General features: G+C 44.3%; 14 protein-coding genes. 13 read left to right on the top strand and 1 reads right to left on the bottom strand.

Translation table 11 applies throughout. The annotated features are described in order from the left end of the window. Window positions 1-16 precede the first annotated feature (16 nt). From lspA to H538_RS0100835, 13 genes are all read left to right on the top strand, one after another. Complete coding sequence (gene lspA / locus H538_RS0100900) at window positions 17-487, top strand: signal peptidase II (protein ID WP_026675943.1); 471 nt, start codon at window positions 17-19, stop codon at window positions 485-487. After that, window positions 480-1,391 (top strand): RluA family pseudouridine synthase, encoded by a 912-nt coding sequence (locus tag H538_RS0100895; protein ID WP_026675942.1) that lies wholly within the window; start codon window positions 480-482, stop codon window positions 1,389-1,391. The genes lspA and H538_RS0100895 overlap by 8 nt, the downstream gene beginning before the upstream one ends. 187 nt (window positions 1,392-1,578) lie before the next feature. Beyond that, the gene (pyrR, locus tag H538_RS0100890; protein WP_026675941.1) at window positions 1,579-2,115 is read left to right on the top strand and encodes a bifunctional pyr operon transcriptional regulator/uracil phosphoribosyltransferase PyrR; all 537 of its coding nucleotides are present in this window, start codon (window positions 1,579-1,581) and stop codon (window positions 2,113-2,115) included. Window positions 2,116-2,417: 302 nt separating this feature from the next. Next, window positions 2,418-3,734: a solute carrier family 23 protein gene (locus H538_RS0100880; protein WP_026675939.1), complete on the top strand. Its 1,317-nt coding sequence runs from the start codon at window positions 2,418-2,420 to the stop codon at window positions 3,732-3,734. 133 nt (window positions 3,735-3,867) lie between these two features. Further along, on the top strand, window positions 3,868-4,782 hold the full coding sequence (locus H538_RS0100875) for an aspartate carbamoyltransferase catalytic subunit (RefSeq protein ID WP_026675938.1): 915 nt from the start codon (window positions 3,868-3,870) through the stop codon (window positions 4,780-4,782). Further along, window positions 4,767-6,053 (top strand): dihydroorotase, encoded by a 1,287-nt coding sequence (locus H538_RS0100870; RefSeq protein ID WP_026675937.1) that lies wholly within the window; start codon window positions 4,767-4,769, stop codon window positions 6,051-6,053. Before H538_RS0100875 ends, H538_RS0100870 begins: the two co-directional genes overlap by 16 nt. After that, on the top strand, window positions 6,050-7,144 hold the full coding sequence (gene carA, locus H538_RS0100865; protein WP_026675936.1) for a glutamine-hydrolyzing carbamoyl-phosphate synthase small subunit: 1,095 nt from the start codon (window positions 6,050-6,052) through the stop codon (window positions 7,142-7,144). Before H538_RS0100870 ends, carA begins: the two co-directional genes overlap by 4 nt. After that, a complete protein-coding gene (gene carB / locus H538_RS0100860) occupies window positions 7,137-10,346 on the top strand; it encodes a carbamoyl-phosphate synthase large subunit (RefSeq protein ID WP_026675935.1) in 3,210 nt (1,069 codons plus the stop codon). Before carA ends, carB begins: the two co-directional genes overlap by 8 nt. After that, window positions 10,343-11,116, top strand: a complete 774-nt coding sequence (locus H538_RS0100855; RefSeq protein ID WP_026675934.1) for a dihydroorotate dehydrogenase electron transfer subunit — start codon at window positions 10,343-10,345, stop codon at window positions 11,114-11,116. Before carB ends, H538_RS0100855 begins: the two co-directional genes overlap by 4 nt. After that, on the top strand, window positions 11,113-12,024 hold the full coding sequence (locus H538_RS0100850; RefSeq protein ID WP_026675933.1) for a dihydroorotate dehydrogenase: 912 nt from the start codon (window positions 11,113-11,115) through the stop codon (window positions 12,022-12,024). Before H538_RS0100855 ends, H538_RS0100850 begins: the two co-directional genes overlap by 4 nt. Further along, entirely contained in the window at window positions 12,024-12,740 is a 717-nt protein-coding gene (gene pyrF, locus H538_RS0100845; protein ID WP_026675932.1) for an orotidine-5'-phosphate decarboxylase, read from the top strand. The genes H538_RS0100850 and pyrF overlap by 1 nt, the downstream gene beginning before the upstream one ends. Further along, the gene (pyrE, locus tag H538_RS0100840) at window positions 12,737-13,363 is read left to right on the top strand and encodes an orotate phosphoribosyltransferase (protein WP_026675931.1); all 627 of its coding nucleotides are present in this window, start codon (window positions 12,737-12,739) and stop codon (window positions 13,361-13,363) included. The genes pyrF and pyrE overlap by 4 nt, the downstream gene beginning before the upstream one ends. A gap of 76 nt (window positions 13,364-13,439) precedes the next feature. After that, a complete protein-coding gene (locus H538_RS0100835) occupies window positions 13,440-14,087 on the top strand; it encodes a class I SAM-dependent methyltransferase (protein ID WP_245595183.1) in 648 nt (215 codons plus the stop codon). A gap of 74 nt (window positions 14,088-14,161) precedes the next feature. Here the strand turns inward: H538_RS0100835 and H538_RS0100830 are convergent, their stop codons facing one another. Next, entirely contained in the window at window positions 14,162-15,874 is a 1,713-nt protein-coding gene (locus H538_RS0100830; protein WP_322786379.1) for an Rqc2 family fibronectin-binding protein, read from the bottom strand. Between the last annotated feature and the right edge of the window lie 81 nt (window positions 15,875-15,955).

Here is a 15,955-nt window from a genome sequence, read left to right as displayed (position 1 = left end):
CGGGGGAAGAAGTATATTGTATTATTATTTGTTAGCGGCGCTTGTGCTCGGGCTTGATCAGCTCTCAAAGTGGTGGATTGTCAAACATTTAGAATACGGTGAAACAATACCCGTTATACGTCATCTTTTTTATATTACATCACAACGAAATCGGGGAGCTGCATTCAGCATTTTACAAAATCAAATGTGGTTTTTTATCATTATTACGATTATCGTTATCATCGCCGTCATGTACTACATGGGAAAAGTGCCAAAAAATCAGCTGCTGTTAAAAATTGCGCTTGGACTCGTTTTAGGCGGAGCCATTGGAAACTTTGTCGACCGAATTTTCCGCGGGGAAGTTGTCGATTTTATAGGTGTAATTATTGTTCATTACTATTTTCCTGTTTTCAATATAGCGGATTCAGCGCTGACGATTGGCGTTATTTTCATTTTTATTCACACGTATTTAGAAAGTAAACGGAAAAAGGAGAGCCTTCATGGATGAAATAGAGATCAGAATAGAAAAAGACCAGACAGGCGAGCGAATAGATAAGCTCATATCATCATTGAACGAGGAATGGTCACGTTCCCAAGTTCAGGCCTGGATTAAAGAAGGCGTTGTTACGGTTAACCAAAAAGAAGTAAAGACGAATTATAAATGTAGCGAGGGGGATGTCATATCAATCACGATCCCGGAGGCGAAACCGCTTGATGTTATTCCGGAAGAGATGGACCTTGATATTGTATATGAAGACCTTGACGTCCTTGTTGTCAATAAACCGCGCGGAATGGTCGTCCATCCCGCTCCCGGCAATTATACAGGAACGCTTGTGAACGGGTTGATGGCCCATTGCAAAGATTTATCAGGAATCAACGGGGTGCTTCGGCCGGGAATCGTTCACCGAATTGATAAAGACACAACAGGGTTATTAATGGTCGCAAAAAATGATATGGCGCACGAATCGCTAGTTAATCAATTAAAAGCGAAAACAACGACAAGAAAATATAAAGCGATTGTCCATGGCGTCATTCCACATGATTATGGAACGATTGATGCGCCGATTGGCAGGGATAAAAGCGATCGGCAAAAAATGACGGTAACCGAAGAAAACAGCAAAGAAGCGGTGACCCATTTTAATGTTTTAGAGCGTTTTTCCGATTATACATTCATTGAGTGCAAACTGGAGACGGGAAGAACACATCAAATACGCGTTCATTTAAAGTATATCGGTTTTCCGCTTGCGGGCGATCCGAAATACGGCCCGAAAAAGACATTGCCAATCGATGGACAGGCGCTTCACGCCGGTCTTCTCGGCTTTGACCATCCTCGGACCGGTGAATATATGGAATTTGAAGTGCCTATTCCCGATGATATGCAGCGGCTCATTGACCAGTTGCGGCAAAAATAAGTTGACAATCAGACGTACTTTTGTAATAATCAATAGTGAAATGAATAGTCCTTTAACTCAAGTCCCGTGAGACTGAGAAGGAAACGGTTTTTAGGTGGAGTAAGTCAACCCATGTCCTCTCGTCGTACGGCGAGGGGACTTTTCTTTTAAGGCTATTCGAGTATAAACCTTCAGGCAGGTGATTACGGTGAAGAAAACAGTTATTTTAGACGATCAGGCGATACGCCGGGCACTGACCCGGATTGCTCATGAAATTATTGAACGTAATAAAGGTATTGATCACGTTGTTCTAGCCGGGATTAAAACGAGAGGAGAATTTCTGGCCCGCCGACTTGCTGAGCGGATTGAAACCATTGAAGGCAAACCCGTATCCGTTGGGGTTATTGATATTTCGCTCTATCGGGATGATTTGAAAGTGAAAACACAAAATCAAGAACCGGAATTAAAAGGAACGGATTTCCCCATTGACTTAACGGACAAAAAAGTCATCTTAGTCGATGATGTCCTTTATACAGGACGTACAGTAAGAGCCGCGATGGATGCGATCATGGATCTAGGAAGACCGTCCCTTGTGCAACTTGCCGTTTTAGTAGACAGAGGACACCGGGAACTGCCAATCCGGGCCGATTATGTCGGAAAAAACGTTCCAACATCGCAAACGGAAGTCATTGCCTGTTCGCTTTCGGAAGTAGACGGAAAAGATGAAGTTTCGATAAATGAATAATAAATGAGTGTTCAAAAAGGAGGACAAACAGAGCCAAGAAGTTCAAGGAAGCGTAGTCTCCGAGCACCGGAGCGTATCTTAATACGTGAGGAGCGAAGGAGCAAGCTGACGCAGAAATTCGCAGGCAATGTTTCCCGGACTTTTTGAACTACCGCTAAACCCTTTTAAATATAGTCCAGAGAGGCTATCAAAGGGCGAATATGAGCATGCGGGTGACGCACATACTACCCGTATACATCTTAACGCCTCTTTTGCCTCCTGCAAAAGAGGCTTTTTCTTTAATATTAGCGAGGTGGAAAATGATGAAAAATGAAAATATGATCCTTGATGTACATGAAGTGCCGAAGTGGAACCGTTGGATCATCTTAAGCATCCAACATTTGTTTGCTATGTTCGGGTCTACTGTACTTGTCCCTTATTTAACCCATATGAATCCGGGGGTTGCCCTTGTTTCAAGCGGTTTATCTACTCTCGCTTATCAGATCATTACAAGAGGGAAAATTCCGGCTTATCTTGGTTCGTCCTTTGCTTTTATCACGCCGATTCTTTTGGCGAAGACTCTTGGCGGCCAGGAGATGGCGATGGTCGGCTGTTTCCTTGCCGGGCTAGTCTATGGAATTGTGGCCCTTATTATAAAATCGTTCGGGTTAAACTGGTTAATGAAAATCATGCCCCCGGTCGTTGTGGGTCCGGTCATTATGGTTATCGGTTTAGGACTTGCGGCTAATGCGGTCTCAATGGCGATGAACGACCCTGCAACAAAAGCCTATAGTCTGGCACACTTTTCGGTCGCATTAGTGACGCTTGGTGTAACGATTATATGCATGATTTATTTAAGAGGGATTTTCAGCTTAATTCCAATTTTAATCGGAATCATTGCTGGTTTCTCATATGCGTATTTCATCGGACTTGTCGATTTTTCGGCCGTACAAAATGCATCATGGATTGCCGTACCTGATTTCTTCATTCCATTTGTCAATTACACGCCGCATTTTACCTGGACGATTGCGCTAATGATGATGCCGATTGCGATTGTGCCAATCGCGGAACATATTGGACATCAGATGGTACTTTCGAAAATTGTCAACCGGAACTTCCTTGTAGAGCCGGGCTTGCATCGTTCATTGCTTGGTGACGGGATCGGGATTATTATAGGATCGATCATCGGAGGCCCTCCGGTAACGACATATGGAGAAAACATCGGGGTGCTTGCCATTACAAGAATTTACTCTGTCTTTGTCATAAGCGGTGCCGCTGTATTTGCAATCATGTTTGGCTTTATCGGAAAATTAACGGCATTAATTAGCTCGATCCCACAAAACGTTATGGGAGGCGTATCCATTCTTCTTTTCGGGATTATCGCCTCTGCCGGTGTACGGATGCTGATTGATAATAAAGTAGATTTTGGAAACAAGCGAAATCTTGTCATTGCTTCTGTCATTCTCGTAACGGGAATCGGGGGAGCGGCGTTTAAGATTGGCGCATTTGAACTGAGAGGAATGGCGCTCGCCGCCATTATCGGAGTTTTACTAAATCTTGTTCTGCCGGGACGGGAAAAAGATGAAGCCGGGCAAAACATGTTTGGACCAAAAGATGGAAATGATGAAACAGCTGCATAAACAGCCTTTTAACTAAGTACGAGAGACTTAGAAGGGTGAATAAAAAAGGGAAGCAACCATAGCGTCTCTTTCTTTAAACCACCCTAAAATCCTTTAGGGTGGTTTTTTTAAAACATAAAAGGAGAGGTTTTAAATGAACAATTTGTTGACAATGAAAGATTTACCGACAAATGATATCGAAGAGATCTTAAGGGATGCGGATCATTTTTCAAAAGGTGAAATATGGACGCCGAAACGGCAAACCTTTGTGGCGAACCTCTTCTTTGAACCAAGCACTCGAACGAGATTTAGCTTTGAAGTCGCTGAAAAGAAAGCAGGGCTTGAAGTGCTAAACTTTCAAGCGGATGTCTCAAGCGTGCAAAAAGGAGAAACGCTTTATGACACGATTCGCGTATTAGAGGAAATCGGAACTTCAGCAGTTGTCATTCGTCACTCAAAGGATCGTTATTTTGATGATCTCGTTGGAAAAATCAATATACCTCTGATTAATGCCGGAGATGGATGCGGAAACCATCCAACTCAATCGTTACTTGATGTATTGACCATCCAGCAGGAGTACCTCGTCATTCAGGGCCTAAACGTTGTGATCGTCGGTGACATTAAACATAGTCGGGTAGCAAGGTCGAATGCCGAAGTGTTAACCCGCCTCGGAGCCAACGTGTATTTCTCGGGACCGCCTGAATGGTTTGATGAAACGATGAAAGAATTTCCTTATGTTTCGATTGATGAAGCGGTTGAAATGGCCGATGTCCTTATGATGCTCCGCATTCAGCATGAACGCCACGAAGCAAAAATGGGGCTTTCAAAGGAAGAATATCACGAGCGGTACGGATTAACGATTGAACGTGAAAGAAGGATGAAAAAGCATAGCATCATTATGCACCCGGCACCGTTTAACCGCGATGTAGAAATTGCGAGTGAACTTGTAGAAGTGCCGCGTTCGAGAATTTTCAAGCAAATGCATAATGGCGTTTTTATCCGCATGGCAGTATTAAAATGGGCATTAACATCCATTATGAAGGAGGATTTAAAATGGCAACATTGTTAAAAAACGGAAAAATATTAAACGATCAAGGAAATCTTGAAACAAAAGACATACTTGTTGATGGAACGAAAATTGCGAAAATCGCTGGAGAAATTGATGGGACTGGCCATGACGTCATTAATGTAAGTGGTAAGCTCGTCATTCCGGGAATGATTGATTTACATGTCCATTTACGTGAGCCGGGTGGTGAACATAAAGAAACGATCGAAACTGGAACGAAAGCTGCCGCCCACGGTGGATTTACAACAATTGCGGCCATGCCAAATACGCGCCCGGTCCCAGATACGAAAGAACAACTGGAATGGTTGAACAAAAGAATTAAGGAAACGGCACATGTACGTGTGTTGCCGTATGCTTCGATTACAACACGGCAATTAGGGCGTGAACTGACGAACTTTGCACAGTTAAAAGAAGCTGGTGCTTTTGCTTTCACTGATGACGGAGTAGGTGTTCAATCGGCAGGAATGATGCTTGATGCAATGAAAGAAGCAGCGGAACATCAGATGGTAATCGTTGCTCATTGTGAAGAAAATACGCTCATTAACAAAGGTTCCGTACATGAAGGGAAATTTTCCAAAAAGCACGGCATTAACGGAATACCTTCCGTATGTGAAGCTGTTCAAATTGCAAGAGATGTATTGCTCGCAGAAGCAGCGGACAGCCGCTACCATGTTTGCCATGTAAGCACGAAAGAATCGGTTCGCGTCATAAAAGATGCAAAAGAGGCTGGCATTAAAGTTACGGCAGAGGTTACTCCACATCATCTTTTATTATGCGAAGACGACATACCTGAACTTGATCCAAACTTTAAAATGAATCCGCCACTAAGAGCGAAAGAAGATCGGGATGCACTCATTGAAGCATTAAAGACAGGTGTCATCGATTTCATCGCGACTGACCATGCACCGCACACTGCGGAAGAAAAAGATCAAGGAATGGAACTTGCGCCGTTTGGAATCGTTGGTCTTGAAACTGCTTTTCCATTGCTATATACGAATCTCGTTTTGAAAAACGTTATTTCGCTCAAAGAACTCGTTGACCATTTAACCATCAATCCGGCAAAAGCGTTCAATCTCCCATTCGGCTCGCTTGAAGAAGGAAAAACGGCAGACATTGCGGTCATCGATCTTGAGCATGAAGAGGCTATTAACCCGGAACGTTTTGCATCAAAAGGGAAAAACACGCCGTTTGCGGGATGGAATTGTAAAGGGTGGCCGGTCATGACCATCGTAGAAGGAAACATCAAGTTTGAAAGGAAGAGTGTAAACGCATGAAAAGAATGTTGGTATTAGAGGACGGAAATGTACTTTACGGCGAAGCGTTTGGAAGCTTAGAAGAACGTGATGGCGAAGTGGTATTTAATACGGGAATGACCGGGTATCAGGAGATTCTTTCAGATCCATCCTATTGTGGTCAAATCGTGACATTAACTTACCCGCTAATTGGAAACTACGGGGCGAACCGCTACGATTTTGAATCGATCACACCTGCGGCAGCCGGGCTCATCGTTCATGAAGCATGCGATAGCCCGAGCCATTTTCAAGCATTATCGACAATGGATGAACTGTTGAAAGCAAAAAACATTCCTGGTCTGAAAGGAGTCGACACGCGGAAATTAACCCGCATTATCCGCAACTACGGTACGTTAAAAGGAAAAATTTGTTCCGCAGAAAGAAATGCTCAAGAAGTTGTTCAAGAATTGAAAAATATGCCTGAGAGAACAGACCAGATTGCAAGTGTTTCAACAAAAGATGCCTATCATATTCCGAATCGCGGCTTGCGCGTCATTGCTGTCGATTATGGCGCAAAAAGCGGCATTTTGCGCGAACTCGTGGACAGAGATTGTGATGTTATCGTCGTACCGTATAACACGACTGCGGAAGAAATCTCCTTGTTAAATCCGGACGGCGTGTTTTTAAGCAACGGTCCTGGAGATCCGAAAGACGTGCCTGAAGCGCTTCCGATGATCAATGCGATATTGGAGAAAGAAATCCCGCTTTTCGGCATTTGCATGGGCCATCAGTTATTTGCACTCGCATCAGGTGCGAACACAACAAAATTAAAATTCGGACATCGCGGTTCCAACCACCCTGTTAGAGAACTTTCGACTGGCAAAATTTCAATAACGGCGCAAAATCACGGCTACACCGTTGATATGGATTCAATTAAGGGCACGGACCTTGAAGTGACGCATATTGCCGTAAATGATGGGACGGTGGAAGGATTAAAACATAAATATAAGCCGGCTTTCTCCGTCCAATATCATCCAGAGGCGTCGCCCGGGCCGCATGATGCGAATCCGTTGTTCGATCAATTTATTGCTTTAATGAAAAACAACAAGAAAGAAGGTTTGAAAAATGCCTAAACGTGAAGACATAAAAAAAATCCTTGTGATCGGATCCGGTCCAATTGTGATCGGACAGGCTGCTGAATTTGACTATGCCGGAACACAGGCTTGCCAGGCGTTAAAAGAAGAAGGCTTTGAAGTTATCCTGGTGAATTCGAACCCTGCAACGATCATGACAGATACAACGATGGCCGATAAAGTATTTATCGAACCTTTAAATCTTGAATTTGTCAGCCGCATTATCCGCCAGGAACGTCCGGACGGACTACTCGCAACACTTGGCGGCCAAACCGGCTTGAACTTAGCGGTTGAACTTGCAGAAAGCGGCATTTTGGAAGAATGCAATGTGGAACTTCTAGGGACTGAACTTTCAAGCATCCAACAGGCGGAAGACCGCGACCTTTTCCGTGAACTAATGCGCGAATTAAATGAACCGGTGCCGGAAAGCGCGATTATCCATTCGCTTGAGGAAGCATACACGTTTGTCAACGAAATCGGTTATCCGGTCATTATTCGCCCGGCGTTTACGTTAGGCGGAACCGGCGGCGGTATTGCGACGAATGAAGAAGAATTGAAAGAAATCGTTTCTAACGGTTTGCACTTAAGTCCGGTCCATCAAATTTTGCTTGAGAAAAGCATTGCCGGTTTTAAAGAAATTGAATATGAAGTCATGCGCGACAAAAACGATACGGCGATTGTCGTTTGTAATATGGAAAACATCGACCCTGTCGGCATCCATACAGGGGACTCGATCGTGGTTGCCCCGAGCCAGACGTTAAGTGACAGAGACTATCAAATGCTGCGAAATGCGTCGCTTAAAATTATCCGCGCGCTTAAAATTGAGGGAGGCTGTAACGTTCAGCTTGCGCTTGATCCAAATAGCAGCCAGTACTATGTCATTGAAGTCAATCCACGTGTCAGCCGGTCATCAGCACTTGCTTCAAAAGCGACCGGTTACCCGATTGCGAAAATCGCGGCAAAAATTGCGGTGGGCTATCAGCTTGATGAAATCATCAACCCGGTGACAGGATCAACGTATGCAAGTTTTGAACCGGCACTCGATTATATCGTGTCAAAAATTCCGCGCTGGCCGTTTGATAAATTTGAAGGCGCCAATCGCAAGCTCGGTACACAAATGAAAGCGACAGGAGAAGTCATGTCGATCGGCCGCAACCTTGAGGAATCGCTGTTAAAAGCTGTACGCTCGCTTGAAACAAAAACGTATCATTTAGAAGTGAATAACGCTGAAAAAATGACGGACGAAGAGTTGAACAAGCGTTTAATGACTGCCGATGATGAACGATTATATTGTGTAGCGGAAAGTTTCAGACGAGGAATGGGAATCGAAGACGTTTGGAGCTTAACGAAAATTGACCGATTCTTCCTTGTGAAGATTAAAGGCATCGTTGAACTTGAACGACAGCTGCTTGAAAATGTCGGGAACGTTGAACTATTAAAACAGGCGAAAGAAAAAGGGTTCAGCGATAAATGGATTGCAAAAGCATGGGGAATGGCGGAAATCGATGTATACAACCTTCGAAAAGAAAATGGAATCATGCCGGTATATAAAATGGTTGATACGTGTGCGGCCGAATTTGAATCCGCAACACCTTATTTTTACGCGACGTATGCCGAAGAAAATGAATCCGAAAAAACGGATAGAGAGAGTGTACTTGTTCTTGGTTCTGGACCTATTCGCATCGGACAGGGGATCGAGTTTGACTACGCGACCGTCCATACCGTATGGGCTATTAAAGAAGCGGGTTATGAAGCGATCATCATTAACAACAACCCGGAAACGGTATCAACTGATTTCAGCACATCCGATAAACTATACTTTGAGCCGCTCACGATTGAAGACGTAATGCATGTGATCGATCTTGAGCAGCCGAAAGGGGTTATCGTTCAGTTCGGCGGACAAACGGCCATTAACCTTGCATCTGCTTTAGAAGAAAGAGGCGTGAAAATTCTAGGAACATCGCTTGATAATATGGACCGTGCGGAAGACCGCGACCGTTTTGAACAAGCGATGCAAGAACTTCAAATTCCGCAGCCGGAAGGGAAAACCGCGTTTTCACTTGAAGAAGCTGTAAACATCGCGAATAGAATTGGCTATCCGGTTCTCGTTCGCCCATCTTATGTACTCGGAGGGCGGGCAATGGAAATTGTTTATAAAGAAGAAGAACTGCTTCATTACATGGAAAATGCGGTCAACGTTAATCCTGAACACCCAGTGTTAATTGACCGTTATTTAGAAGGAAAAGAAGTAGAAGTTGATGCCATCTCTGACGGCGAAGACGTTTATATTCCGGGCATCATGGAGCATATCGAACGTGCAGGCGTCCATTCCGGTGACTCGATCGCCGTTTACCCGCCGCAAAATCTTTCGAACGAACAACGGGAAAAATTGGTTGAACGTACGATTAAGTTGGCAAAAGGATTAGGCATTGTTGGGCTTCTCAACATTCAATTTGTCCTTCATGATGGTGAAGTGTACGTATTAGAAGTCAATCCGCGTTCAAGCCGTACCGTGCCATTCTTGAGCAAAATTACCGGTGTGCCAATGGCCAATATCGCGACAAAAGTCATCTTAGGGGCAAAATTAAAAGAATTAGGATACGGCACGGGCTATCGCGAAGAAAAAGATGAAGTATTTGTTAAAGTACCGGTCTTTTCATTCGCAAAGCTGCGCCGCGTTGACACATTTTTAGGGCCAGAAATGAAATCGACGGGAGAAGTAATGGGCCGCGATGTTACGCTCGAAAAAGCGTTATATAAAGGGCTTATTGCCTCAGGTATGAAGATTCCGACATATGGATCTGTACTTTTCACGGTAGCGGATAAAGATAAGAAAGAAGCCTTCCAATTAATGAAACGCTTTTATGAAATCGGCTATACGATTATGGCGACAGAAGGAACGGCACGTTTCCTATCAGACCATCATATTCCGGTGAAAGTCGTCCATAAAATCGGCTCAGCCGAAAAGAACTTGCTCGATGTCATTCGCCAGGGAGAGGCGCAATTTGTCGTCAATACGTTGACGAAAGGAAAAGCGCCGGAGCGTGACGGATTTAGAATTCGCCGTGAATCTGCAGAAAACGGGGTCGTTTGTTTGACAAGCCTCGATACGGCAGAAGCGCTGCTTGGGGTGCTTGAATCATTAACCTTTACAGCTCGTTCGATGCCTGCATTTCAAATGAATCAAGAGGTATCCGTATGAAAAAAGAACTCGTAAAAGTCGTTTCCCAGAAGAAAATCGCCCGCGACATTTTTCAATTAGTCGTGAAAGGAGATGTCGTCCAAATGATGACATCTCCCGGGCAATTTGTCCATTTAAAAGTAAGTGATGGATATCATCCGATCTTGCGGCGCCCGATCTCGATTGGCGATGTCGATCTCGAAAAAAATGAATTAACGATGCTTTACCGAAAAGAAGGAATCGGAACTGCTCTTTTAAGCGAAAAAAAGCCGGGGGATGTTGTCGATTTGCTTGGTCCTTTAGGAAATGGGTTTGGTGTCAATGATTTAAAGAAAGGACAAACGGCACTTCTTGTTGGCGGCGGCATCGGTGTTCCCCCTCTTTATTACTTAGGGAAAGAATTGAAAAAGCGCGGTATCCGCATCATTTCCGTTTTAGGCTTTCAATCTGCAGCAGATTGCTTTTACGAAGAGAAGTTTGCTGAATTCAGTGAAGTGTACGTATCAACAGTTGACGGCTCAAAAGGCACCAAAGGATTCGTGACGGATGTCATCTTACAGAACTCATTCGATTATGACATGCTTTATTCATGCGGTCCGACGCCGATGTTAAAGGCGATTGAGACGAACATCCAGCCGGAAAAAGGATATTTTTCTCTGGAAGAGAGAATGGGCTGTGGAGTCGGCGCCTGTTTTGCATGTGTTTGTCATGTGAAAAATGGAGAACCGTTCGATTATGTGAAAATTTGCAGTAATGGGCCAGTATTCCCGATTGGAGAGGTGGAACTATGAACCGGCTTGAAGTGAATTTACCCGGTCTTACAATGAAAAATCCGATCATGCCGGCATCTGGTTGTTTCGGTTTTGGAAAAGAATATGCGAAAGTTTATGATTTAAGCGTACTTGGAGCTATCGCGATTAAAGCAACAACCGTTGAGCCGCGTTTCGGCAATCCGACGCCGAGGGTCGCAGAGACGAATGCTGGAATGCTTAATGCAATCGGCCTGCAAAACCCGGGTCTTGAGGGAGTTATTAAAAACGAGCTGCCTGCGCTTGAACGATATCAAATCCCGATTGTCGCTAACATTGCTGGAACAACAGTTGAAGATTATGTTCACGTTGCACGTGAATTATCAAAACATCCGCTCGTCTCCGTTTTGGAATTAAATATTTCCTGCCCAAATGTAAAAGAAGGCGGAATCCAATTCGGGACACAGGCTAAGGTGGCCCATGAGCTCACGAAACAAGTAAAAGAAGTGTCAAAAAAACCGGTATATGTGAAGCTTTCTCCGAATGTTTCTGATATTGTCGAAATGGCCGTGGCGGTGGAAGAAGCCGGTGCGGACGGACTTTCGATGATCAATACATTGCTCGGAATGAGAATCGATTTAAAGACGAGAAAACCGATTCTCGCGAACAAAACAGGCGGCCTTTCCGGCCCGGCTGTAAAACCGGTGGCGATCCGAATGATTTATGAAGTAAGCCAAAAAGTATCGATCCCAATTATTGGCATGGGCGGGATCATGTGTGCGGAAGATGTCATCGAAATGATGCTTGCCGGCGCTTCTTGTGTGGCGGTCGGAACGGCGAATTTCGTTGACCCGTTTGTTTGCCCGATGATTATCGAACAATTGCCCGCTCTCTTAGATCGGATGGGAGTAGAAAAAATAACGGACATCATTGGAGGGAGCTGGAAATAATGACAAACAATGAAGTAATTATTGCGCTCGATTTTCAGGATAAAAGGCAGGTCAATCAATTTCTAGAGCCGTTTGGGGACAGACATCTCTGGGTTAAAGTCGGAATGGAGCTTTTTTATCAGGAAGGCCCGGGGTTGATCGCTGAATTAAAAGAAAAAAATTATTCGATTTTCCTTGATTTAAAATTGCATGATATCCCGACGACAGTTCAAAAAGCAATGAACCGTCTGGCGGGACTCGGTGTTGACATGGTCAATGTGCATGCTGCCGGCGGGAAAAAGATGATGGAAGCGGCAGTGGAAGGTCTCGAGTCCGGAATCGCTAAGGGGCAAAAACGGCCGTTTTGCATTGCGGTTACACAATTGACAAGCACATCGCAAGAAATGTTGCAAAAAGAGCTTCTTATTTCGAAAGCGATGAACGACGTTGTCGCCGAGTACGCATTTCTTGCGAAAGAAAGCAAGATGGATGGCGTCGTTTGTTCACCGCTTGAAGCAGGCTTAATTAAAGAAAAATGCGGCTCCGCGTTTTTGACGGTCACTCCAGGCATTCGCATGGAAGGCGATGAAAAAAACGATCAAAAACGAACGGCAACGCCATCTGAAGCAAGAAAATTAGGCTCTGATTTCATTGTTGTTGGACGAAGCATTACACATTCACACAATCCGGTAAAAAGCTATGAAACAATAGTAAGCGAGTGGAGGAAGCCTGAATGAAAGAACTAATTGCAAAAGAATTGCTTGAAATAAAAGCTGTTACATTATCTCCCGATGAGCCATATACATGGTCAAGTGGGCTGAAGTCGCCAATTTATTGTGACAACCGGCTGACGCTTTCATTCCCGGATGTGCGCGGGAAAATTGCCGATGGCTTAACGCAACTTGTAAAGGAATCCTTCCCGGAAGCGGAAATGATTGCAGGAACGGCAACGGCTGGAATTCCACATGCGGCATTAGTTGCCGAGCGGTTAAATCTGCCAATGTGTTATGTCAGAAGTAGCGCAAAAGCCCATGGAAAAGGAAAGCAAATTGAAGGGCAAGTACATGCGGGAATGAAAGTCGTCGTCATCGAAGATTTAATCTCTACGGGCGGAAGCAGTATAACAGCCGTTAAAGCATTGCGCGAAGCAGGTTGCGATGTTGTAGGTGTTGCCGCCATTTTCACATACGAACTTGAAAAAGGGAATGCGCAACTTGCGAATGCCGAACTTAACGTGCAAACGTTAACAAATTATAGTACATTAATAGATGTAGCCGTAAAAGAAGGTTATGTTACGGAGGAACATCAAGCCAGGTTGCAAGAGTGGAAAAAAGATCCGGAAAATTGGTTTGAAGCATAAGAACGACTCCAGTGCATAATGAATAATAATGCACTGGAGTTTACTATTTTAATAGGGGGTGTATTTTTTGAGAAAGATGAATGGCGAGGAATTTGATCAGCTTGTTTCATTTTTTGATGGAATGGCGCGAACATCATGGTTAGGTTCAATTCACGATACATTAAAAGAGCTTTCAGGCACTTGGAAAGAAAAAAGGGTGCTAGATGTCGGCTGCGGAACAGGCAGGCTTCTCTTAAGAGGGGCGGATGAAGCGGAAAAGCTGACCGGCGTTGATCTTTCCACGGAAATGGTAAAGGCTGCGCGGCAAAACTTTTTTCTCCATAATCGCAGCGAAAAAGGGGAATTTCTTGTTGGAGATGCTTGCAAGCTTCCTTTTTCGGATGAAACGTTTGATGTTTCACTATCGACTTGTGTCATGTTTTTGCTTCCTGAACCGCGTGAAGGCGTGTCGGAAATGGTGCGAGTGACAAAAAAAGATGGCAGTCTTGCGATGTTAAATCCATCATTACATATGAAGCAGTCCGAGGCGTTTCAATATTGCCGGGAAAATGGAATTAGCGGATTTGAACAGGAGGCAATGTTAAAATGGGCGAACGTCTCGACAAGACGCCATCGCTACTCGAGCGAGGAGTTAACCGCTCTTTTGAATGAACTTGGCTTATCATTCGTCCGCCATCATGAAGTGCTCGGCGGTCTTGCGCTAATTACGGTCGCAAAAAAATAGCCGCGGCACAAACAGCGTCTGGCTTTGCCTTTCGAGTATTGCCCGACAGCAAATAGCGCGGACATTCGTCCGCGCTATTTCTGCCTTAATTTAAGCATTAAATCTTCACTTGGGGTCACGTAAATGGTCTGCTGGTTGTCATAAATGACAAAACCGGGCTTTGCTCCGCTCGGCTTTTTTACATGGCGGATCAAAGTATAATCGACCGGCACGGCACTTGATTGGCGGGCCTTGCTGAAATAGGCGGCAAGGTTCGCGGCTTCAAGCAATGTTTTCTCGCCAAACTTTTCCGCTTTTATAACGACATGCGATCCCGGGATGTCTTTCGTATGAAGCCACGTTTCATTTTGGCGGGACGCCTTATGGGTTAAATAATCGTTTTGTTTATTGTTTTTGCCGACATAGATCAGGATCCCTTCAGAGGAAAGATAAGATTCTAATTCCGGCTTGCTGCCTGCTTTCCGCTTTTGCCTCGTTAAGCGCTGTTTAAGATACCCTTGTTCTTCCAGTTCCTCTCTTATTTCGGCAATATCTTTAACGGAAGCCGACTCCATTTGTTGCCCTAAGCTTTCAAAGTACTCTAACTCTTCTAGTGCAATTTGAATTTGCTCCTTGACGACAGAGATGGAACTTTTCAGCTTGTTATACTTTTTAAAGTAGCTCTGGGCGTTTGCTGATGGAGTTTTTAACGGGTCAAGGTCAATCGTGACAACCGGCTGCCCTTCTTCATAGTAATTCATCACTTCGACTTTTTTGTCCCCTTTTTTAATCAAATGCATATGAGCGGTTATAAGCTCGCCAAAGATCCGATATTGATCCGCTTTTTCCGTCGATTGAAGTGTGGCTTTCAGCTTTTTGATTTTCTTTTTCAGCTTATCTATTTCATTTTGAATAAACCGTTCGAGGTCGGCCGCTTGTTGTTTGACTCTGTCCCGTTCCGCTTTTCCGTAAAAAAAGCGGTCAAGGAGCCCGCTAACTGTTTCAAATGACCTCACTTCACCTTGCAGGTGGGTTAAATGAATAACGGAAAAGTACTCTTTTTCGTTTGTGGCCACCATTTGCGGTTCATATTCATGTCGGCATATCTTGTCCAATACATTGAAAAAAGCACTGGCAATTCTTTCTTTTGTTGGTAGGCCAGCTCTTGATGTAATCTCGGCAGCGATCAGCGGAGAGATTCCACTGTAAAGCTGAACGAGCTGACGGTCAATTTGTCCCGCATTCCAATCGATTTTCGCCACGAGTCCACTTTCGGTTTCCTCAAGCGGGGAAACTTTATGCTGAGATGGTGGCGCAACATAAGCTTGCCCGGGAAGGATCGTCCGGTGCCTGTTTAAAGATGGCGGAATATGTTTAATACTGTCAAGGATCATCCCTGTTTTTTCATCTATCAAAATAATATTGCTATGTCGCCCCATAATCTCAATGATTAGCTTTTTATATGTCTCGTCACCGATTTCATCCCTGTTTTTCAATCTGATTTCAATGATCCGTTCCATTTCAATTTGATCGATCTCTTCGATGATTGCCCCTTCCAGATGTTTGCGCAATAGCATGCAAAACATTGGAGGAACTTGAGGGTTATCATACGATTTTTCCGTTAGATGGATTCGGGCAAACGAGGAATTAGCTGAAATCAATAGTTTGTAATTTTTTCTGCCCGCACGAACAGTAAACAATAAGTCTGTTTTATCAGGTTGATAGATTTTTGTAATCCGGCCCGAAAGAAGCCGCTCGCTCAATTCGTTCGCAGCAGCTCTTGTTACAATTCCGTCAAAGCTCATCATCATTCACCTCTTTCTACTCAATTAAGTATAGCATGTTTGGGGACATGCCCGCATATAGTTGACTATAACTAATCTAGCAGA

This window comes from Fictibacillus gelatini DSM 15865, from assembly GCF_000430745.1.
Taxonomy (GTDB): Bacteria; Bacillota; Bacilli; order Bacillales; family Fictibacillaceae; genus Fictibacillus_A; species Fictibacillus_A gelatini.
Note: the sequence above shows the minus strand (reverse complement) of the source record. Positions and strands in the feature narration are given on the sequence as shown.